The organism is Akkermansia massiliensis (genome assembly GCF_023516715.1).
GTDB classification, from domain to species: domain Bacteria; phylum Verrucomicrobiota; class Verrucomicrobiia; order Verrucomicrobiales; family Akkermansiaceae; genus Akkermansia; species Akkermansia massiliensis.
This window is the reverse complement of sequence record NZ_JAMGSI010000001.1, coordinates 1,373,327-1,391,887: the sequence shown is the minus strand read 5'-3', so window position 1 is coordinate 1,391,887 and position 18,561 is coordinate 1,373,327. Positions and strand designations below refer to the sequence as shown.

Below are 18,561 nucleotides of genomic sequence, written 5' to 3'. Positions count from 1 at the left end.
AAACGCCCGCCCCGGGCATGGGAGAATGGCGCGGAAAGACAGGAATACTCTCCGGGACGGGGAAATTTGCTGAAATTGAAAATCTTGAAATAATATTGTTTTTCTGTAAAATCTCCGCGCCGGGTTGATCCCGGATTAAGAAAAGGAGGTGTACCATGTGAATGACTGTATCATACTAACCAGGCTGATTGAGTTACTCATTGTAATGTTCAGCTAACGAAAAGCCCCGTCCTGTAGCAGCAGGACGGGGCGATTTATTAGAGGTAAATGTGATTTGTATGATACTAACCGGAACTACTATGAAAAATTTCCATAAATAGTCAAGCGGGAAAAACTTCCGGCAATGTCTTACAAACGGTTTTTTAAAGGCTGGAGATTCTCCCTGTAACGGGTGGCGGATTCCACCTGTTTATATCTGCGCTTCTTCCTCCTTCCGGATTTAATGAATGCTTGAAACGGCAGGCCGGGGATATTCGGAAGAATCTACCCAAAAGCTCAAGGGAAAAAGGAGGGGAGATGAAACGAGTTTTCCCGTAAAGGGGCCATAAAAAATCCCTGTTCCGCGCGGCATGGCGGAACAGGGAGAAAAAATCCGGCGCTCTGTCCGGGCGGCTTAATGGGCGCAGCCGGCGCAGGCCCAGCCTTCGCGGATCTTTGCGAAGAAATCGTTGCCCTTGTCGTCCACCAGAATGAAGGCGGGGAAGTCCTCCACCTCAATCTTCCAGATGGCTTCCATGCCCAGTTCCGGGTATTCCAGCAGTTCCACCTTCCTGATGTTATTCTTGGCCAGGATGGCGGCGGGACCGCCGATGGAACCCAGGTAAAAGCCGCCGTGCTTCTGGCAGGCGTCCGTCACCTGCTGGCTGCGGTTGCCCTTGGCGATCATGATCATGGAGCCGCCGTTTTCCTGGAACAGGTCCACGTAGGAATCCATGCGCCCCGCGGTGGTGGGGCCGAAGGAGCCGGAGGGATACCCTTCCGGGGTCTTGGCCGGACCCGCGTAGTACACGGGATGGTCCTTCATGTACTGGGGCATGCCTTCACCCTTTTCCAGGCGTTCCTTCAGCTTGGCGTGGGCGATGTCGCGCGCCACGATGATGGTGCCGTTCAGGCTCAGGCGCGTGGTGACGGGGTACTTGCTCAGTTCCGCCAGCACTTCCTTCATCGGGCGGTTCAGGTCAATGGAGACGGCCTCGCTGGAGGTCATGCGCAGCGCTTCCGGAATGTACTGTCCGGGATTGGTTTCCAGCTGTTCAATGAAGATGCCTTCCGGCGTGATCTTGGCCTTCGCGTTGCGGTCCGCGGAGCAGGAGACGCCCAGGCCCACCGGGCAGGAGGCTCCGTGGCGGGGCAGGCGGATGACGCGCACGTCCAGCGCGTACCACTTGCCGCCGAACTGGGCGCCCAGGCCCAGCTTGCAGGCTTCCTCATGCAGTTCCTTTTCCAGCTCCAGGTCGCGGAAGGCGCGTCCGTACTCGTTGCCCGTGGTCGGAAGGTTGTCGTAATACTTGGTGGAAGCCATCTTCACGGTTTTCAGGCACTTTTCCGCGGATGTGCCGCCGATGACGAAGGCGATGTGGTAGGGCGGGCAGGCCGCCGTGCCCAGCGTGCTCATCTTCTCCACCAGGAACTTCTTCAGCGTGGCCGGATTCAGCAGGGCCTTCGTTTCCTGGTAAAGGTAGGTCTTGTTGGCGGAGCCGCCGCCCTTGGCGACGAAGAGGAAGGAGTACTTCATGCCTTCCACGGCTTCAATGTCAATCTGGGCGGGCAGGTTGGTGCCGGTGTTCTTTTCCGTATACATGTCCAGCGCCACGGTCTGGGAATAGCGCAGGTTGTTCTGGGTGTAGGCGTCGTAAACGCCGTGGGAAAGCTGTTCGCAGTCATCGCAGCCGGTCCAGACCTGCTGGCCCTTCTTGCCCACGATGGTGGCGGTGCCCGTGTCCTGGCAGAAGGGCAGGATTCCGGCGGAAGCCACTTCCGCGTTGCGGAGCATCGTCAGGGCCACGCTCTTGTCATTGGCGCTGGCTTCCGGGTCGTCCAGAATGGCGGCCACCTGCTTCAGGTGGGCGGGGCGCAGGAAAAAGGCCACGTCATGGAAGGCTTCCGCGGCCAGCAGGCGCAGGCCCTCTGGTTCCACCTTCAGCATGGGGTGTCCTTCAAAGTCACCCACGCTCACGTAGTCGGACGTGATGAGGCGGTACTGGGTGTCGTCCTTTTCAATGGGAAAAGGATCCTGGTAATGAAAATCCGGTGTTGCCATAACGGGAGGCAATATAGCGGAGCGCCGCCCCCGGTTCGAGCAAAAAAATCAGGGGCGGTTCAGGCCCGAATCAATCATTAAAAAAGGCTTCTGTTCGCCCAGCGTACGGAAAGGAACGCAGTTTTTAAAGAACCACGGGCTGACGGGAAACAGCATATCCCTGAAGACGTGATACAGGAATTCCCGGTGCATGCGCCGTTCCTCTTCCGGAGTGAGGATGTAAATGACGGAAATGGGCTGAATGAATGTGATCACGGGGATTCCCCACATCTGCAGCAAGCTGTCTCTGATCTTGAACATCTGGTGAACCTTCCCCTGAAAGACAATCGCCACGGCCACGGTTCCCGCAGGGCTTGCGTCCATGAAGGCATGCATTTTTTCCCATGCACGGGGCAGCAGTTGGCAGGTAATCGTGCCGTCCTGCTCCCGTGCCGCGTACCGGATATCCTCCGGGCCGATCAGGGATTCCGGCCGGATAAAGGCCCAGGATGGAACAGGCTCCGGGAAATCAGGGCGGGTGTAGGGGATGGAGCGGAACCCGCTTTTCAGATGAATGGTTTTCCCTTGCCGGAGTTCCGGGAGGAACCGCTGTTCCAGCTCCGTGCTGCGGGGATGCACGGGATAAACGGCCAGCTTCTTTTTCACCTTCCTCTGCTGTTGTTCCGTGAGCGGCGGAAACTGGGTATTGATGGCCGCGCAGAGGGCATCCAGCTGGCGGTCATCTCCCGGCACGGGAATGAGGGTGGCGTGGGAAGGCATTTTATGGAATACGGGCGTAGACAGGATGGCGCCGCGCAGGACCACGGCCATTCTGTCCTTGCCGGGCCGGAGGGCGGCGCAGGCCTGTTCCAGGTTCCTGTACGCTTCTTCATTCCAAACGATGTCCAGATGCCCTGGATAATCCAGATTGGGGCGTGCGGACTGGGCGTAATCCCCGGTGACGATGGGGGCGTTCCCCAGAAACAGGTATTCCTTCTCCGCGTCTTTTTCTTCCTCCGCGCCCGGGCGGCTCCAGAGCCGGTAGCCCGGTACGGAAAGCGTCCCTTCTTCCACCAGCCGGGCGTTCTCCGGATGGATGACGTACAGGGCCAGATCCCGCGGAATGAAAGGGGTGGTTTTCCCCGTGGCGGCCCGGTGGTTGAGCAGTTCCGCCAAGTTGGCGGCTTCATTCTCCCCGTCCAGTCCGGAAATTTCAAAAGCACGGGAAATAATGGCCTGAACCACCGGGGCCGAATTGACTTTTCCCTGAACGACGACAGCCAGCCTGTCATGTCCCAGCCTCATGGCGGATGTAGCCGTTTTCATGGCCCTCCCTCCCGGCGTGTTCAGGGTGATGTTGAGATGCTCCGGTCTGCTCGGATCGACGCCTGCCCGTTCCACCTCCGCCTCCGTAATGACCGGTTCATCTTTCAGGAACAGACGTTCCCGCTGCATCTTTCCGTGGCGGTCGCGGAATTCATACACATAAGGCGTGTATCCTTCCGGAACCGGTTTTCCTTCCCGGTCCAGCTCCAGGCTGTCCGGATGCACCATCCTGACGGCAATGGAGGGAACGGCCGGCGGAGCCGCCTCCGCACGGGCGGAAAGCGGAAGCCAGAAGGCGGAAATGAACAGCAGGCAGAGTAGTTGTCTCATGGTCAATATGATAGAACCCCTCTAACACGTCAGGCAAGAAAAAAGAGCGGACGGGAGCGGCGCAAGCCCCTGCGGTAATTAATATCCCCATCGTGCCCTGCGGATACGCGTATTTTAAATCGTTTGCGGAACCCCATCCCGGTTTCAGTTGCCGCAAGTGTTTGAGCCGTTCCCGGGGCCTTGACAGGAAAATCCCCCGGAACCGCAGGGAGCCGGGGGATTTCAGCCGAAGAGGGGCTCAGCGGGAGGGCGGTGTCCCTGCACGGGGCGCGCCTGCCATATCCGCCATGGGTTATTGCCGAGGCTTGCGGCGGGGAGAAGAAGGTTCGGAGAATGAGGAACTGGAAGAGGAGGAAGGCCTGGGAGCGCCGTACTCCTCCGGAATTTCCGCTGCCAGAGGGATGTCGTTCGGGAGGCTGCTTTCGTCGTCGTAATAATTCTTCATCCTCTTCTGGGCGTCCTTGATCAGGGTGGCTTCCGCCCATTCCTCCACCGTCATGTTGTCTCTTCTGGCGGCTTCTTCGATGAGTTTGTAATCCTCGGCGCTCAGCATGACGGCGAAGGGTTTCCAATGGGCTCTTGCCGCCTCCTTCAGTTTTTTCTCCCTTTCCGTCTTTTCCATCATGAGCCGGATGAGAGCTTCCTTGTCTTTGGGAATGGCTACCTTGGCAAGCCAGTTGCGGACCGTGTTGGGAGACACGAAGCATTCCTCCGCAAAATCATTGCGGGAGATGTTCTGCTGTTTCAGCCAAGCCTTGATCTGCACTTTGAGTTCATCCTGATTCTCACTCATGCATATCTTTGTAACGAAAATGGTGCGATTTTTCAACCTTTTTTGCATAATATCATTTTAACGGTATATTTTCGTTGACTAAAATACCGTTTCAGGTGCATTATTGCATCGTAAGCGGGTTATTGAAGCCCTTATTGCACCAAAAGAAGGATTTTTATGAAGACGGGAAATAAGAAAAAGAGTCAGAAAAAAATTCAAATCAAGGGAAAAATGCCGTTATCCGTCCATTTTTTCCGGGATGCGGAAGCGGACGCCCTGAACGTGGAGCGCTGCCAGCTTGATAAGGCTACCCTCATTGCCTGTGCCGTCAAACGTCTCCGGGAAGATCTGGGCAACGTCCCGGATTCCGGTAAAAAACCTTCCGCATGACTCAGGAGATTTACTGGGAACTTCTGGCGTGGCTGTTCCGCTCTTTTCTGGCGGTGACTACCTTCGCCTTTGTCGTGGCCGGGTACCAGGCCCTGCGCTGCCGTCCGCGGGACGGCAGCAAGCGGAGAAAGTAGGGAATGGCAAAAAGGTCCGCGGTTCCCCGGCGTCAGGGCGGGGAGGACGCCGGGGAGGTTGACTCACGGCTTCGTCTCCCTTATCTTCCGGGAATGTCCCGCCGTGTTTCGGATGAAGCCGCCCTGTCCGCCATGAGCCTTGAAGAACTCTGGCGCTTGTTTCCCGTCATCCTGAGCGAATCCAGGCCGGAGTGGGCGGAAATCTACCGGAGGGAGAAAGAGATGCTGGAATCGGTGGTGCCCCTCTCGCGCATCAGCCGCCTTTCCCACTTCGGGAGCACGTCCGTTCCGGGCCTGGCGGCCAAACCCACCATTGACATTCTGCTGGAAGTGCGGCCCGATTCATTTGTTTTTGAAGCGCTTCCCCTGCTGGAAAAGTGCGGCTACCGGGAAATGCACCGGGACGAAGCGCAGATGCGCCTGGTTCTGGTGAAGGGCTATGCCGCGGACGGCTTCCGGGGGCAGGCGTTCCATCTGCATGTGCGGCCCTGCCGGGATTGGGATGAATTGTACTTCCGGGATTACCTGGCCGCGCATCCGGATGAGGCGGAAAGGTACGCCGCCCTCAAGCGTTCCCTGAAAGAGAAGTTCGAATTCAACCGGGATGCCTATACGGAGGGAAAAACGGAGCTGATCGCCGCCATGACCCGCCGGGCGAGGGAAGAAATGCCCGGCAGGCACGTCCCGGAATAAGGCCGTTAAACCGGGTTGCTTTTTATAGGGCAGGGGATGCGCGGAAAGACGGAAGGAAAGGGCAGGCGGACATTCCAAACTTGCTTGATGGTGAAACTTCCATTGTCGTCCACAAGGGCATGGATTTGGCACGACCTTTCCGGAGGGACATCTGCTTTGAACCACCCTTTCCATGTTTGGGAAACTGTCCAAAGAGCGGAAGTCTAATTTTTATCCTTCCGGGCAATACTTGCCCGCCGCGGCATTAAAAAGCCTGCTTCCGGCTGTTCGCGCCATGGATACGTTTATTTTGGCGGCGGGAAGAGGATTAAGCCGGTTGGAAAGGAAGGCCTTTCCGGGGGTGAAAGAAATTCCGCCGCTTCCCGCAGCGTGGATGAGGCTGAATGACAGGCATGTTTTTAAGGTCCGCTCCGGATGGAAATCCGTATTGCCAGAAGTGGGGAATGGCGGTAACATTCCGCCGCTATGAGTATTGAGAGTTTCGCAAACCGGCATGTGCTGGAATTGGTGGCTTACCAGCCGGGCAAGCCCATTGAGGAGACGGCCCGGGAACTGGGCCTGGATCCCCATGATATTGTGAAACTGGCGTCCAATGAGAACCCGCTGGGGCCGTCCCCCAAGGCGGTGGAGGCCATTGCCCGCGCGGCGGCAGGCGTGAACATTTATCCGGACGGCGCGGCCTTCCGCCTGCGCTCCGCCATTGCGGAGTTCTGCGGCGTGGAGTTTGGCCAGACGGTGGTGGGCACGGGCAGCAGCGAGGTGATTGAGCTGATGTGCCATGCCCTGCTGAATCCCCGGGCGGAGGTAGTGGCCGCCAGGCACGCCTTTTCCATGTACCCCATCATGTCCAAGCTGTTCGGCGCCACGTACGTGGAAGTGCCCAACAAGCCGGACTGGACGCACGATCTGAACGGCTTCCTGGATGCCATTACGGACAACACGCGCATCGTGTTCATTACGAATCCCACCAATCCCGTGGGCACCGTCGTGACCCAGCAGGAGATTGACGATTTCATGGCGAAGGTGCCGGAACACGTGCTGGTATGCTTTGACGAGGCGTACCGGGAGTTTTCCGACAATCCGCCGGATACCCTCAAGTTCGTGCGGGAAGGCCGCAACGTGATTGTTCTCCGCACCTTCTCCAAGGCTTACGGCCTGGCGGGCCTGCGCGTGGGCTACGGCATTGCCCCGGAACACGTGTGCAGCATGCTGCACAAGGCGCGCGCGCCGTTCAACCTGCACGTGCTGGCGCAGGAGGCGGCCCTGGCCGCCCTGGAAGACCGGGAGCACGTGCGCCGCACCGTGGAGAACAATGCCGAGGGCATGCGTTTTTACGAACAGGCTTTCCGGGACATGGGGCTGGAATGGATTCCCAGCCAGGGCAATTTCATCCTGGTGAAGGTGGGGCAGGGCAGGAAGGTGTTCCAGGACATGCTGGCCAGGGGCGTGATCGTCCGCGCGCAGGACGGCTACGGGCTGCCGGAGTGGATCCGCATCAGCATAGGCACCCCCGCGGAAAATGCCCGCTGCATTGAAGTTTTGAAGGAAGTACTTTAAACAGTTTCGCCGTTTTTCCTGTCTCACCTTTTATGATCTCTCCGGAACAGTACATTGACGGTCTTGAATGGCGTTACGCCTGCAAGAAGTTTGACCCCGAAGCCCGCATTGAGAAACCCACCTGGCATGCGCTGGCGGAAAGCCTGCGCCTCAGCCCGTCTTCCCTGGGTCTTCAGCTCTGGAAGTTTGTGGTGGTGACGAACAAGGAATTAAAGGCGCGCCTGCGGGAAGTCTCCTGGAACCAGTCCCAGGTGGAGGACTGCTCCCATTACGTGGTGCTTTGCGCCCGCAGGACGGCCACCCAGCGGGACGTGGACCGCTACCTGGCCCAGATTGAGTTCACGCGCCACCCGTCCGCGGAAAAGCTGGCTTCCTCCGCTGATTTCTATACTGGCTATGTAAAATCCCTGACTCCGGAAAAAATGCACACCTGGCTGGATTGCCAGGTGTACATTGCCGCAGGCTTCCTGCTCAGCGCGGCCGCCGCCCTGCGGGTGGATTCCTGCACCATCGGCGGCATGGACCGCGATAAGTATGATGAGATTCTGGGCCTGGACGGCACGCCGTACCGCTCCGTGGTGAGCGTGGCGCTGGGCTACCGCGCGAAGGACGACGATTACGCCCGCGAGGCCAAGGTGCGCTTCCCCGCCGGGGAGGTGATCGACATCCGCGCCTGATTTCTCCTTCCCTTTTCCCCCTGTCCGGGGCCGGATTTCCTGATTGGAGGTCCGGCCCCTTTTTTTGTCCGGCAGGGCGTTTACCTTCCGGGCGCATTCCCGCGTCCGGAGCGTGCCTGTTTTTTAATCTCGCCAAGAACGGGATGTTTGAGATAATAACTTGCCTGAACAAGATTGGCCGGTCCTCCCGGGCCCGGCGGTTTTCCTTCATGAAACCTGACGCGCGGCAATCCGCCCGGCGGAATGCCTGCCCGGACGGCGGAACGAAGGAGAATTCACCCGCTTTTTCCCCTTTCCCTGCAAGAAAAGGACGGCGGGCGCGTAGTTCTTGGCACGAATCAGATCCTCCTTTTCCCTGAAACGACACGATAACATGAAGAAGAACCTATTCCTGATGATCGCCGCTTTTGCCGCATCTCCCTTGATGGGGCAGGACGCCAAGCAGATTGCGGATTCCCTCACCATCCCTCCGGTGAAAGCGGGCGCGAAACAACTGCCGATGCCAAGCGCCTCCGGAGCCCAGATCAAATTCCTGGGGGCCGACTATGAGCAGCTTGTTAACAGCAAGGGAAAGATAGCCCCCGTTATTTCAGACACCCCCGTCAACGTCAGCTTCAAGGTGACCAAGGACGGCAAGGAAGCCATCAGCAAGGATTATGAAATCATGCTGCAGGCCCCGGACGCCGCCCAGGGCAATCCCAAGCCGCGTATCATTCCGGAAATCCTGCAATGGAAGGGCGGCCAGGGCGAGTACAAGCTGGGGAACACGGTTTCCGTAGCCTGCCCGGAAAAAGAGCTGGCGCAGATATTCACGGCTGATCTGGAAGACGTGGCGGGGAAGAAGGTCAAGCTTGTCCCGCCCGGCGCGAAGGCGGATATTTCCTTTTCCCTGCTGAAAGGCGGCAACCTGGGCAAGGAGGGGTACAGGCTCCAGGTGACCAGGGACGGCGTCCGCATTGGCGCGGCTACGCCCACCGGGCTGTTCTGGGGCACGCGCACGCTGCTGCAGATGCTGCGCCAGACCCCCGGCAGCGTTCCCTGCGGCACGGCAGTGGATTTCCCGCGCTATGAGCTGCGCGGCTTCATGCTTGATATTGCGCGTACGCCCTATCCCCTCAGCTACCTCAGGGACGTGATCCGCACCATGGCCTGGTACAAGATGAATGATCTGCACCTGGTCATCAACAATAACTTCATTTTCCATGAAATGTATGTGGACAAGGGCCGCGATCCGTTCAAGGAGCTCTATGCCGCCTTCCGCCTGGAATCCAACATGAAGGGCAAGGACGGCGTTCCTCTTACGGCGAAGGACCTTTTCTACACCAAGAAGGAGTTTGCGGATCTGGTGGATTACGCCGAACGCCGCGGCATCAGCATCGTTCCGGAGATTGACACTCCCGGTCACGCGCTTTCCTTCACCCGCCTGCGCCCGGACCTCATTTACAAGGGCCCCATGAACCATGAAAAGCGCCGCAGCGAGATGCTGGACGCCGCCAACCCGGAGACGATCAGCCTGGTGGGCAAGGTATTTGACGAGTATTTGCTGAAAGACCCCAAACTGGGCCGCCCGGTGTTCGGCAGCAAGGTGGTGCATGTGGGCGCGGACGAGTTTTACGGCAACAAGGAGGATTACCGCCATTTTGCGGACGCCGTGCTGAAGCACGCCCTGAAGCGCGGTTATACGCCCCGCATCTGGGGCAGCCTGAGCACCAAGCCCGGCAAAACCCCCGTGGTGAGCAAGGGCGTTCAAATGAACCTCTGGAGTACCGGATGGATGAGGGCCTGGGAGGCCGTGAACCTGGGTTACGACGTCATCAATACCAATGACGGCGCCCTGTACGTGGTGCCCTACGCCAACTATTACCGCATGGACAGGAACCACAAGGGGCTTTATAATAACTGGATTCCCAACCGCATCGGGAATGAAACCCTGCCTTCCGGCCATCCCCAGCTCATCGGCGCGGCTTTTGCCGTCTGGAATGATGAGACGGACCTCAAGCACTCCGGCTATGCCCCCTATGACATTTGGGGCGTTATTTCCGGCTCCATGGACGTGCTGGCCCAGAAGATGTGGGGGAAGGCCAAGGCTCCGGATTCTTTTGAAGAGCACCGGGAGCTGGTCAAGGCCATCGGGGAAGCCCCCCGTACCAACCCCCTCCACAAGTGGAAGGATTCCAAGCCCTTCTCCGTGGTTCCGGGCAAGCTGCCCCAGCAGTTGAACCAGCCCGCCCTGGGGCCCGGCTACCGCCTCACCATGGAGCTTGAGCTTTCCGCCGCTCCGGAAGGGAAGGAGCAGGTTCTGCTTTCCGGCCCGGAAGGGGAGCTGTTCGCCGTCATGAAGGACGGCACCATGGGCTTCCGGCGGGATGACTCTCTGGAATTCTCCTTCGGCGCCAAGCTGCCCGTCGGCAAGAAGGTGAAGGTGGAAATTGTGGGAGAGCCGGAAAAAACCACCCTCCTCATTGACGGCAAGCCTGCGGGCACCATGGTGCTCAAGAGCTTCCGCAATCCGGACGAAAACTTTGAACCCCGCACGAAGGGCGTGCGCTCCACCTTCGTTCTCCCGCTGAAGGTGCTCGGCTCCTCCTTCCAGGGGAAGGTGTTTGATCTGAACGTCCAGCCGTTGTAACGGCCCGTGCCGGAAGCGGCGCGGCCCGGATAATCCCGGGCGGCTTCTTCCGGAGCCGGGCGGCCGCATGCGCCGCACTCTTTCCAGCGCCCCGCAGTCTCCGGACTTGCGGGGCGTTCCTGTTCCCGGTGCCATTCTGGAGCGCCGGAGATGGGGGAGTTCCGCGCAGCGGTTCAGTCCCGCATGCCCCTGTACCTCATGGGGCGGTAGCCGCTGTTCTCCAGCATGGGGCGGCTGAAAACGCGCTCCGCGCACTTCCAGACCGGCAGGGGGCCGGCTTCACTGCCCAGGAACCTGTCTTTTTCCGCTCCCTCCCAGCGGATGAACAGGAGCACATGGCGTCCCGGAGCAATCAGGATGTCCCCCGTTTTCAGCTCATCCCAGGAGGGGAGGGAAATGGAAAGAGCGGGGAGCTCCCGTGTGGAAAATGGCCTGGACAGGCGCCAGCAGCGGGAGACGAAGCCGGAGCAGTCCACCCCGGCGGCAAAGCGGCTGACGGCGGCATCCCCCGCGGCCTGCTTTTCCGGGGTGCCCATGTCCCCGGCCGCGGCGGGGGCGCCCCCGTTGGCGGCATCCGCCTTCAGGCGTTCGGCGAACTGCCGCGGGGTGTCGAACCCGCCCCATTTGTACGGCATGCCGGTGGAACGCGCGCCGGGCCGCCACCACGCGCCGGCATGGCCTCCGGCTGCGGAGGCGTCCGGCGTGTCTATCCGGATGCCGTCCTCGTCCGTCCCGTGGCGGACGTTCCGGGGAGAGCCCCGCCAGGCCATGGAAGTATAGGCCCGGCTGGTTTCCAGAGCTTCACGGCGGGTGACGGAAGAAGCGGGAGGCAGGATTTCCGGCGCGCCGGGAACACAGGCCCCCAGGCAGGCGGAGAGGGTGAGCAGCGTCAGGGTGTTGGTCATGGACTGCATGTGTAGCCACTTCCCGCCGCGGAGGCAAGGATGATTGCAGGAGAACGCTTTTTATTCGGAAAACGAACGGTCTGGAAGCTTGACTACCGGGTGGAATATGTGAAAAAGGGGTTAACTGAGGCGGAAAGGAATGGAAGAGGTTTCCGTTCGCCCTCCCGCTTCCCATCGCCTTGCATTTTTTATGGACGAAGAACAACAAATTATCCAGGAGCCGGTTCAGGAACCCGCCCCTGAAAAACAGCCCGACAAGACCCAGGCCACTCTTACGGCGGTTTCTCCGCTGGTATCCGTCTTTTTCGGTTTCTCCACCGGCGTGAACATCATTCCGCCCCTGATCTGCTGGCTGGTCTGGAAGGATGCCAACCCCCTGGTGGACAAGGTAGGAAAGAATGTTCTGAATGCCCAGATTTCCTGGGCGATTTATTCGATTGCGGCCTTCCTGTTATGTTTTGTCCTGATCGGCTTCGTGCTGGCTCCCGCGGTCGTCATCGCGTGGATTGTTTTCGCCATTATCACTGCCGTCAAGGTGGCGAACGGGGATTACGATTACGTGGCGCCCCTCACGATTACGTTCCTGAAGTAACGTTTTTTCCACTTGCCCATTTATGAAAAAGCCGCCGGCATTCTGCGCCGGCGGCTTTTTTGCGGAATGGGATCCGTTTTCCGGAGAGGTTCAGATGGGCATGTCCTTTTCACTGCCGCCGTACATGAACGTATGGAGCAGGCGCGTGACCTGGTTCTGTTCCGCGCGCAGCTGGGCGGAGGGGCGCAGCGCGGCGTACGTCAGGCTGTCATGCCCGGTGAATTCCCTCATGTGGAAGCCCTGGAAGCTGGTCATGGGTTTGCTGTCATGGAAGAGCTTGCCCCTCCGGAGCAGTTCGTCAAAGACGTGTTCCGCCTCCCGCGTGCGCGTCAGCGCGTTTTCCGGATGGGGCACGCGGATGACCAGCGCGCCGCCGTCCCCGCGGAAGTTGATGCCCGCTCCGGCCATGACGTCCGCGGAAGGCTGGCTGGTGACGCTGCCCAGAAGCAGCACGCCGTCATCTATCAAATGGATGCGGCTGGCGTGGGCTTCCTCCTTCACGTGAAGCACGCCGCCGTAAATGTGGGTGGATACGCTGCCGGAAAGTTTTTTGATGCGCATCAGGCCGTGCTTGATGACGAGTTCCGAGCCCTCGGCGGGCAGGTCCACTTCCGAGGCGAAGAGCCAGCCGTCCGTCATGGCGATTCTGCCTTCATGCTCTCTGGAGCCCTGAATGCGGCCCTGGCCCATCAGAAGGCGGCCGCCGTTGATCTCCAGGCTGCCGTTGGCCTTGTTTCCCAGGAAAACGGTCATGTGGTCCGGCAGGTTGCCCAGGAGCGTCATGGTGCCTCCGTTACGGATGACCAGGTGGGCGGTGCGGTGCCCGTGGTCCGGCTGGTTGGGGCCTCCCACGTAAACGGGGGCGTTGATGATGTAAAGATTGCCGCCGGAATCAACGGTGAGGGAATCCTGAATGTCCGTCTGGCCCTGCACCACGTCATTGCTGATGGTGACCGGGCACATGTAGGAGACGCGGTTCATGGATGAGGCTGAAAGCGGCATCATCCCTGTTAGAATGAATGGGTTGATATTGCTCATGACGCTGGTTACATAGTTGGTTTGACGTTTGAGGCGCGGTGGATGCGCGCCAATGGTATTAGACCGTCCGGGCGGGTAAAATGTTCGGGTAAATTCACCTTATTTTCTTCCGGACGGGAAAAGCGCGGTTCACTCCCATTCCACCCGGGTCAGTTCCAGTTCCCGTCCCCGGAGGATGGCCAGGGCGGGGTCTCCGCAGCCGGGGCAGATATAGCCGTGCTCCGTGAAGGAAAAATCCGCGCTGCAAGCGTCGCAGCGGCACAGGGCCTCCACCCACGTGACGTCCAGGGCGGCGTCCTGCGCGACATACGCGTCCTTCAGGGCCAGGAAGGCGGATTGCAGGGCTTCCGGCACCACGCCGCTCAGGCTGCCGATGGTCATGTGCACGCGCATCAGCCGGGTTCCCCCGTTCTTTTCCATGAGCCGCCGGGCCATGTCCAGCGCCCCCTCCATGATGCCTACTTCATGCATGCGCGTCTTTCCGGGCCTGGTATTCCTCCAGGGCGCGGGCGATGAGGGTTTCCACCAGGTCCAGTGCCTGCGGCACGGCCTCCCGCACTTCCGCGGACATGGGCTGGCAGAAGTCCGTATGCCCGGCCTCCACCCCCACCAGCGTGATGATGCGCGGCAGGGTTCCGCACAGCTGGGCCGCGCCCAGCACTTCCTTCATGCCGATCTGGTGCGGGGAAATGACGAGGGAGAAATGGCGGGGGAGTTCGTCCCGGCTGCGCGTGACGACGGTTCCGGGCGGGGCCCCCGTCTTGACGGCGTCCAGCAGGATGACCGTATCCGCGTCTTCCAGCAGGGGCAGCAGGGTCATTCCCAGCGTGCCTCCCTCCTCCACATGGACCAGCGGGCCGTAGTCCCGTTCCTGAAGACGGTGGGCAAGCTCCACGCCTATGCCGTCATCCCCCATGAGCGGGTTGCCCACGCCCAGCACGAGCACGGGATAGGCGTTCCCCTTCACGGGGCAGCCCCGGAGTTCTTCCGTGTATGGCTCCAATTCCATGGCAGATGCGGGGGAAGGGTTATTCATCCCGGAATTTGACGCCCTTACGCAGCCAGCGCCCTCCGCTGAACATGGAGGAGATGGTGCCGTCCCGATCCACGTTTCCGGAGAGGATGGAAAGGTACACGTGAACCATGGCGAAGATGATGAAGCACCACATGCCGATCAGGTGCACCAGGCGCACGTACGGAACCCCTATCAGGTCGTTCAGGGGCATGAACCAGTGGTAGAACCAGTGGCGCGGCTCATACAGGGCGTACAGGGCCAGCCCGGTCACCACCATGGTGGTGAACAGGACGTAGACGCCCGTGTACGTCCACTGCTGTAAAGGATTGTGGCCGATGTAGCGGGGGCCGTCATAACTGCGGGCGAACACGTAGTCCACCGCCGTGGTGAAGAGGTCCTTCCACTGCTGCCTGGAGATGGGGAAGAGGGCCCGGAAGCTCTGGTACTTGTTGGAGGCCATGAAGAAGCAGGAGAAGCGCAGCATCATCACCACCACCAGGGTCCACCCCAGCGCGTAGTGCACGAAGCGGAGCGTGCCGAACTGGAAGGCCCCGTGCAGGTCCCCCATTTTCAGGAACCACCCTTCCGCAATGCAGATGCCGGTGGAAGCCAGCCCGATGATGCAGAACACCCAGGTCCAGTGCAGCACGCGCAGCGGCCAGTCCCAGACGTGGAAGTAGCGGAAATTGGCCTTGGCCATGGAAAGGCGGCGCACGTCTCTCATGGCATGCATGGGCACCACGCCCAGCAGGCGCCACGGCGCGCCGGGCCGGTGGACGGCCACGGCCACGGGTTCAAAGCCGGAGGGGGAGTATTCCTCAAAAGCCTTGTTCATGCGCTCTTTTTCCAGATGGCTGACTTCACACAGCTTTTCCAGGGCCTTCAGGCTGCCGCGGGCCACCATGAAGGGGGCGGCGTCCTCCTTGTCCGCGGCTTTCAGCATGGCCGTGCTGTACGGCCTTTCCCGGGAGGGAGCCTCCCAGGAATTCTCCTGCTGGGCGTAGGGCAGGGCCACGCCCCGTTCCCGCGCGGCGTGGAGCAGGGCCAGGTCCCCCGGGTCCGTGCTGCCGTTGGGGGAGGCGCACACGGCCAGGGCCAGGATTTCCTCCGGCGTGTAAACCGGGCTGGCCGGAATGGCGTCCTCCACCGCCAGGGTGAGGTCTTTGTCGATAAGAGTCGTTTTCACGGGTCCTGTCTGGTCAGAATGGCCTCCCCTTCTTCGTCAAACAAGTGGACGGCGCAGGATTGGCACGGGTCATAGCTGTGAACGGTGCGCAGGGGTTCCACCGGGCGGGTGGGGTCCACCAGCGGGTGTTTTCCGGTATGGGCCAGGGAATATTCGTACGGCCCCATCTGCCCCTCCGCGTCGCGGCCGGAGCTGTTCCAGGTGCTGGGCACCACGGCCTGGTAATTCACCGTCTGGCCGTTTTCAATCCGTACCCAGTGGCTCAGGCTGCCGCGGGGCGCTTCCACCCAGCCCACGCCCTTGCAGGAGGAGGGCCAGGTTTCCGGCTCCCATTTTTCCGGGTTGAAGGTGGCGGTTTCCCCGTTCTTGATGCGGTCCGTCATCTCCTGGAGCTGGTTCACCATCATGTCCACGTTGATCAGGGCGTCCAGGGAGCGGCCGTACACGCGGCCCAGCGTGGAGTTCATGAAGGCGTTGTCGCGCGGCAGCCCCAGCTTGTCGCAGGCGGCGTCCACCCGCTCCACGATGGCGGGCACCCCCTGGGCGTAGCCGATCATCATGCGGGCGTTCGGGCCCACGGCCATCGCGTGGCCGTCGTAGCGCGGGGCTTTCACCCAGGTGTACTGCGGATGGTCGGAGAGCCACTTGTAGGGCGGCCTGGGGCCGTTGTAATCCGCGTTCGTCTCCCCGTCGTACGGGGCCAGGCCCGCGTCCCGGCCTTCCGTGTACTTGTACCAGGAGCTGGTGACGAATTCCCTGATCTTGTCCTGGTCAAAGGGGAGCACGTTCCTGTAGTCCCCGTTCAGCAGCACGCCGGGCTTGATCATGCCTTTGCCGGCGGGAGCGCCCGCGTTGATTTCAGACGGAGCCCCGGTGCAGAAAAAGTTGGGGTTGGACGCGCCGATATGGGCGTAGTCCTTATAAAATCCGGCGATGGCGACAATGTCCGGATAATATACTTTGTGGATGAAATCGTGGCAGGTTTGCACCAGCTGCTTCAGGTAGCTCAGGGAGAACTGGTTGATGGCCTGGTCATTGTTCATGTTGATGGCGCAGGCCATGCCGCCGACCAGGAAGTTCGGGTGCGGGTTCTTGCCGCCCAGAATGGTGTGGATCTTGATCATGTCCCGCTGCCAGACCAGGGCCTGGAGGTAATGCGCCACGCCCAGCAGATTCACTTCCGGCGGCAGCTTGTAGGCCGGATGGCCCCAGTAGCCGTTCGTGAAGATGGAATACTGCCCGTAGGCGATGGAGTCCTTCAGCTTTTTCTGCACTCCGGCGAAATACGCGGCGGAGGACAGGGGCCAGTCGGAAAGGGATTTGGCGATGGCGGCGGTTTCCGCGGGGTCCGCCTTCAGGGCGGACATCACGTCCACCCAGTCCATGGCCTGGAGCTGGTAAAAATGGATGACGTGGTCCTGGATGCCCAGGGCCCCGCTGACCAGGTCGCGCATGAGGCGGGCCTGGACGGGCACCGGGTACTGGAGCGCGTCTTCCACCGCGGCCAGGGCCGCGATGGCGTGCGTGCCCGTGCAGACGCCGCAGATGCGTTCCACGAAAGCCCAGACGTCACGGGGATCCCGCTTGCAGGCGATCACCTCAATGCCGCGGTACTGCGTGGTGGACGTCCAGGCGTTTTTGATGACGCCGTCCCCGGCCTCCATTTCCACCCGCAGGTGGCCTTCAATGCGCGTCACCGGGTCAATGACCACCCGGCTGGATTCCGGAACGTCCGCTGATGTGTAATTGCTCATGGTAATCTGGTGGTAAGGGGCTTCTGGCTATTCTTCAGTTTCCTTGTCGGGCGAGCCGGGAGCGTCCCCGAAGGCGGGCAGGGAGACGTTCGCTTCCTCCTTCATGTGCTGCTTCTTGTAATGGATGACGGAGCCTACGGCATGGGCGGCGATGGCCGCGCCGGCGCCGGCTACGCCCACAGCCCCGATGACGTTGGCGGAGGCTTCCACGCCGAAGCCGTTCACGTTCGGCAGCGTCTTGTAGAACGGAGTCATGCGGTCAAAGAAGTGCAGCTCCGTACAGCCGATGCACGGGTGGCCGGACTGGATGGGGAAGCTGACGCCGCCGTTCCATTTGACGATGGGGCAGGGGGAGAACGTGTCCGGGCCCTTGCAGCCCACCTTGTACAGGCAGAAGCATTCCCGCGCGTTCTCGTCGTCAAACACGTTGACGAACTGTCCGGCGTCGAAATGGGCGCGGCGCGGGCAATTATTGTGGATGCGGGTGCCGTACGCCATCAGCGGGCGAGACTCCTGGTCGCATTCCGGGGCGCGGTCAAACGTAAGGATGTACATGATGACGGCCGTAATCACGTCCCCGATGGGCGGGCAGCCGGGCACGTTGATGACCGTGCGGTCCGTCAGGATGTCCCGGATGCCCACGGCCCCGGTAGGGTTGGGGCGCGCGGCCTGGATGGAGCCGAAGTACGCGCACGAGCCCACGGCCAGGATATAGGAGGCGTTTTCCGCGCAATGGCGCAGCATGTTTTCCACGGTATCCCCGGCTATAGTGCAGTACACTCCGCCGTCATGGACCGGGACGGACCCGTTGATGACGAGGATATGGGGTTCCTTGATGGCTTCTTCCAGGGCGGCGTTGGCTGCGTCCCCGGAGGGGGCCATCAGCAGCTCCACGTAAGGCATGGAGACGGCGGAAAGCACCATGTCCCCGATCTCCTCGTTATAGCTGCGGATGGTGCTTTCCAGGCACCCGGTGCATTCCTGGAGCTGGAGCCAGATGACCACCGGGCGTTTCAGGGCGGCCATCTTGTCCGCAATCTCCTGGGCGTTGGAAACGCCTCCCGTCACGGTGGCGACGCCCATCAGGGCGATCATTTTCAGGCACCATTTATTGAATTCGCGCCGGCTGACGCCGCGGCGCTCCATGTGTTCCCCCAGGGTTTCCCCGGGACGCCATGTGGTTAAAATCTCATGATTCAGGGAGGCCTGCTCCGCCTCCTGCATGGAAGGTTGCTGCGTGCGCTTCATGTGCGTGGTCCAAATAAATCGTTTCCATTTAGACACGATTTCCGGGAAATGCGATCAATATTTTCCAATTTTTCAG

18 protein-coding genes are annotated in these 18,561 nt (G+C 60.5%); 8 read left to right on the top strand and 10 right to left on the bottom strand.

Going from position 1 to position 18,561, the window contains the following annotated elements; translation table 11 throughout:
* Window positions 1–613: 613 nt before the first annotated feature.
* The 3 genes from M8N44_RS05915 to M8N44_RS05905 all read right to left on the bottom strand — a co-directional run bounded on the left by M8N44_RS05915 (window position 614) and on the right by M8N44_RS05905 (window position 4,688).
* A complete protein-coding gene (locus M8N44_RS05915; protein ID WP_022397376.1) occupies window positions 614–2,260 on the bottom strand; it encodes a fumarate hydratase in 1,647 nt (548 codons plus the stop codon).
* Window positions 2,261–2,308: 48 nt separating this feature from the next.
* Window positions 2,309–3,895, bottom strand: coding sequence for a SecDF P1 head subdomain-containing protein (locus M8N44_RS05910; RefSeq protein ID WP_102727099.1), 1,587 nt, complete (start codon window positions 3,893–3,895; stop codon window positions 2,309–2,311).
* 292 nt (window positions 3,896–4,187) lie between these two features.
* Window positions 4,188–4,688 (bottom strand): helix-turn-helix domain-containing protein, encoded by a 501-nt coding sequence (locus M8N44_RS05905; protein WP_102721513.1) that lies wholly within the window; start codon window positions 4,686–4,688, stop codon window positions 4,188–4,190.
* 210 nt (window positions 4,689–4,898) lie between these two features.
* On the opposite strand from M8N44_RS05905, the gene M8N44_RS05900 reads away from it, so the two are divergent.
* From M8N44_RS05900 to M8N44_RS05870, 7 genes are all read left to right on the top strand, one after another.
* The gene (locus tag M8N44_RS05900; protein WP_156340781.1) at window positions 4,899–5,057 is read left to right on the top strand and encodes a hypothetical protein; all 159 of its coding nucleotides are present in this window, start codon (window positions 4,899–4,901) and stop codon (window positions 5,055–5,057) included.
* Complete coding sequence (locus M8N44_RS05895; RefSeq protein ID WP_022397372.1) at window positions 5,054–5,191, top strand: hypothetical protein; 138 nt, start codon at window positions 5,054–5,056, stop codon at window positions 5,189–5,191. Before M8N44_RS05900 ends, M8N44_RS05895 begins: the two co-directional genes overlap by 4 nt.
* Window positions 5,192–5,284: 93 nt before the next feature.
* Window positions 5,285–5,884 carry a GrpB family protein gene (locus M8N44_RS05890; protein ID WP_102728091.1) on the top strand — a complete coding sequence of 200 codons (600 nt, stop codon included), beginning with the start codon at window positions 5,285–5,287 and terminating at the stop codon, window positions 5,882–5,884.
* 172 nt (window positions 5,885–6,056) lie between these two features.
* On the top strand, window positions 6,057–6,353 hold the full coding sequence (locus M8N44_RS05885) for a hypothetical protein (protein WP_102749444.1): 297 nt from the start codon (window positions 6,057–6,059) through the stop codon (window positions 6,351–6,353).
* Window positions 6,350–7,441 carry a histidinol-phosphate transaminase gene (hisC, locus tag M8N44_RS05880; RefSeq protein ID WP_102728093.1) on the top strand — a complete coding sequence of 364 codons (1,092 nt, stop codon included), beginning with the start codon at window positions 6,350–6,352 and terminating at the stop codon, window positions 7,439–7,441. Before M8N44_RS05885 ends, hisC begins: the two co-directional genes overlap by 4 nt.
* A gap of 32 nt (window positions 7,442–7,473) precedes the next feature.
* Window positions 7,474–8,118: an NAD(P)H-dependent oxidoreductase gene (locus M8N44_RS05875; protein ID WP_102727101.1), complete on the top strand. Its 645-nt coding sequence runs from the start codon at window positions 7,474–7,476 to the stop codon at window positions 8,116–8,118.
* Window positions 8,119–8,491: 373 nt separating this feature from the next.
* Window positions 8,492–10,747, top strand: a complete 2,256-nt coding sequence (locus M8N44_RS05870; RefSeq protein WP_102727102.1) for a beta-hexosaminidase — start codon at window positions 8,492–8,494, stop codon at window positions 10,745–10,747.
* A 173-nt stretch (window positions 10,748–10,920) separates the two neighbouring features.
* Here M8N44_RS05870 and M8N44_RS05865 read toward each other — a convergent pair whose 3' ends face one another.
* Window positions 10,921–11,652 carry a hypothetical protein gene (locus tag M8N44_RS05865; protein WP_146019270.1) on the bottom strand — a complete coding sequence of 244 codons (732 nt, stop codon included), beginning with the start codon at window positions 11,650–11,652 and terminating at the stop codon, window positions 10,921–10,923.
* A gap of 190 nt (window positions 11,653–11,842) precedes the next feature.
* On the opposite strand from M8N44_RS05865, the gene M8N44_RS05860 reads away from it, so the two are divergent.
* Window positions 11,843–12,244 (top strand): DUF4870 domain-containing protein, encoded by a 402-nt coding sequence (locus M8N44_RS05860; RefSeq protein WP_022397366.1) that lies wholly within the window; start codon window positions 11,843–11,845, stop codon window positions 12,242–12,244.
* 90 nt (window positions 12,245–12,334) lie between these two features.
* Here the strand turns inward: M8N44_RS05860 and M8N44_RS05855 are convergent, their stop codons facing one another.
* The 6 genes from M8N44_RS05855 to M8N44_RS05830 all read right to left on the bottom strand — a co-directional run bounded on the left by M8N44_RS05855 (window position 12,335) and on the right by M8N44_RS05830 (window position 18,485).
* The gene (locus tag M8N44_RS05855; protein ID WP_102749215.1) at window positions 12,335–13,225 is read right to left on the bottom strand and encodes a hypothetical protein; all 891 of its coding nucleotides are present in this window, start codon (window positions 13,223–13,225) and stop codon (window positions 12,335–12,337) included.
* A 186-nt stretch (window positions 13,226–13,411) separates the two neighbouring features.
* Window positions 13,412–13,753 carry a hydrogenase maturation nickel metallochaperone HypA/HybF gene (locus M8N44_RS05850; protein ID WP_102728094.1) on the bottom strand — a complete coding sequence of 114 codons (342 nt, stop codon included), beginning with the start codon at window positions 13,751–13,753 and terminating at the stop codon, window positions 13,412–13,414.
* Complete coding sequence (locus tag M8N44_RS05845) at window positions 13,746–14,291, bottom strand: HyaD/HybD family hydrogenase maturation endopeptidase (RefSeq protein WP_180975143.1); 546 nt, start codon at window positions 14,289–14,291, stop codon at window positions 13,746–13,748. Before M8N44_RS05845 ends, M8N44_RS05850 begins: the two co-directional genes overlap by 8 nt.
* Window positions 14,292–14,310: 19 nt before the next feature.
* Entirely contained in the window at window positions 14,311–15,483 is a 1,173-nt protein-coding gene (locus M8N44_RS14045; protein ID WP_102721521.1) for a cytochrome b/b6 domain-containing protein, read from the bottom strand.
* A complete protein-coding gene (locus M8N44_RS05835) occupies window positions 15,480–17,237 on the bottom strand; it encodes a nickel-dependent hydrogenase large subunit (protein ID WP_102728096.1) in 1,758 nt (585 codons plus the stop codon). The genes M8N44_RS14045 and M8N44_RS05835 overlap by 4 nt, the downstream gene beginning before the upstream one ends.
* 27 nt (window positions 17,238–17,264) lie before the next feature.
* Entirely contained in the window at window positions 17,265–18,485 is a 1,221-nt protein-coding gene (locus tag M8N44_RS05830) for a hydrogenase small subunit (protein WP_249853048.1), read from the bottom strand.
* Window positions 18,486–18,561 lie beyond the last annotated feature (76 nt).

Excerpts from the sequence above, each read along its gene's own strand:
- M8N44_RS05915 (WP_022397376.1), bottom strand. The coding sequence starts at position 2,260 with ATGGCAACACCGGATTTTCATTACCAGGATCCTTTTCCCATTGAAAAG.
- M8N44_RS05910 (WP_102727099.1), bottom strand. The coding sequence starts at position 3,895 with ATGAGACAACTACTCTGCCTGCTGTTCATTTCCGCCTTCTGGCTTCCG.
- M8N44_RS05905 (WP_102721513.1), bottom strand. The coding sequence starts at position 4,688 with ATGAGTGAGAATCAGGATGAACTCAAAGTGCAGATCAAGGCTTGGCTG.
- M8N44_RS05900 (WP_156340781.1), top strand. The coding sequence starts at position 4,899 with ATGCCGTTATCCGTCCATTTTTTCCGGGATGCGGAAGCGGACGCCCTG.
- M8N44_RS05895 (WP_022397372.1), top strand. The coding sequence starts at position 5,054 with ATGACTCAGGAGATTTACTGGGAACTTCTGGCGTGGCTGTTCCGCTCT.
- M8N44_RS05890 (WP_102728091.1), top strand. The coding sequence starts at position 5,285 with ATGTCCCGCCGTGTTTCGGATGAAGCCGCCCTGTCCGCCATGAGCCTT.
- M8N44_RS05885 (WP_102749444.1), top strand. The coding sequence starts at position 6,057 with ATGTTTGGGAAACTGTCCAAAGAGCGGAAGTCTAATTTTTATCCTTCC.
- hisC (WP_102728093.1), top strand. The coding sequence starts at position 6,350 with ATGAGTATTGAGAGTTTCGCAAACCGGCATGTGCTGGAATTGGTGGCT.
- M8N44_RS05875 (WP_102727101.1), top strand. The coding sequence starts at position 7,474 with ATGATCTCTCCGGAACAGTACATTGACGGTCTTGAATGGCGTTACGCC.
- M8N44_RS05870 (WP_102727102.1), top strand. The coding sequence starts at position 8,492 with ATGAAGAAGAACCTATTCCTGATGATCGCCGCTTTTGCCGCATCTCCC.
- M8N44_RS05865 (WP_146019270.1), bottom strand. The coding sequence starts at position 11,652 with ATGACCAACACCCTGACGCTGCTCACCCTCTCCGCCTGCCTGGGGGCC.
- M8N44_RS05860 (WP_022397366.1), top strand. The coding sequence starts at position 11,843 with ATGGACGAAGAACAACAAATTATCCAGGAGCCGGTTCAGGAACCCGCC.
- M8N44_RS05855 (WP_102749215.1), bottom strand. The coding sequence starts at position 13,225 with ATGAACCGCGTCTCCTACATGTGCCCGGTCACCATCAGCAATGACGTG.
- M8N44_RS05850 (WP_102728094.1), bottom strand. The coding sequence starts at position 13,753 with ATGCATGAAGTAGGCATCATGGAGGGGGCGCTGGACATGGCCCGGCGG.
- M8N44_RS05845 (WP_180975143.1), bottom strand. The coding sequence starts at position 14,291 with ATGGAATTGGAGCCATACACGGAAGAACTCCGGGGCTGCCCCGTGAAG.
- M8N44_RS05835 (WP_102728096.1), bottom strand. The coding sequence starts at position 17,237 with ATGAGCAATTACACATCAGCGGACGTTCCGGAATCCAGCCGGGTGGTC.
- M8N44_RS05830 (WP_249853048.1), bottom strand. The coding sequence starts at position 18,485 with ATGAAGCGCACGCAGCAACCTTCCATGCAGGAGGCGGAGCAGGCCTCC.